Source organism: Schinkia azotoformans LMG 9581, assembly GCF_000307855.1.
GTDB lineage: Bacteria > Bacillota > Bacilli > Bacillales > Bacillaceae_J > Schinkia > Schinkia azotoformans.
The window spans coordinates 1-870 of record NZ_AJLR01000139.1; the positions used below are offsets into that span (position 1 = coordinate 1).

Sequence of the window (870 nt, forward strand, 5' to 3'; positions counted from 1 at the left end):
GAAACGGTTCAGTATAGTGCTGATGGTGGCAAGACATATCAGGATGTTCCGGCAGCCGGTGTCACGGTCACGGCAAATGGCACCTTCAAGTTTAAGTCGACTGATTTATACGGTAATGAATCACCAGCCGTCGACTATGTTGTCACCAATATCAAGGCCGATGATCCTGCACAATTGCAGGCAGCTAAGCAGGAACTGACTAATCTGATTGCTTCCGCCAAAACGCTAAGTGCCAGCGGTAAGTATGATGATGCCACAACGACTGCTTTAGCAGCGGCAACGCAGAAGGCACAAACGGCGCTTGATCAGACGAACGCCTCAGTTGATTCACTTACTGGTGCCAATCGAGACCTGCAAACTGCGATCAATCAATTAGCTGCCAAGTTACCTGCAGATAAGAAGACTTCGCTGCTTAACCAGTTGCAATCTGTGAAGGCTGCGCTGGGAACGGACTTGGGCAATCAAACTGATCCAAGCACTGGCAAAACATTTACGGCAGCGTTAGACGACCTAGTGGCACAAGCTCAAGCAGGCACGCAAACGGCCGACCAGCTTCAAGCGACTCTTGCCAAGGTACTTGATGCAGTATTAGCAAAACTTGCGGAGGGTATTAAAGCGGCAACACCGGCTGAGGTTGGCAATGCTAAAGATGCTGCAACTGGCAAAACTTGGTATGCCGACATTGCTGACACATTGACGTCTGGTCAAGTCAGTGCTGATGCGTCTGACAAGCTTGCACATTTACAAGCTTTGCAAAGTCTGAAAACGAAGGTGGCAGCTGCCGTTGAAGCGGCCAAGATAGTTGGTAAAGGCGACGATACAACCGGTACTAGCGACAAAGGCGGCGGTCAAGGTACCCCGGCGCCCGCT

1 pseudogene is annotated in these 870 nt (G+C 50.8%); it reads left to right on the forward strand.

The window, feature by feature from the left end:
* Window positions 1-870: pseudogene (locus BAZO_RS16170) on the forward strand (peptidase S8); the annotation flags it as partial.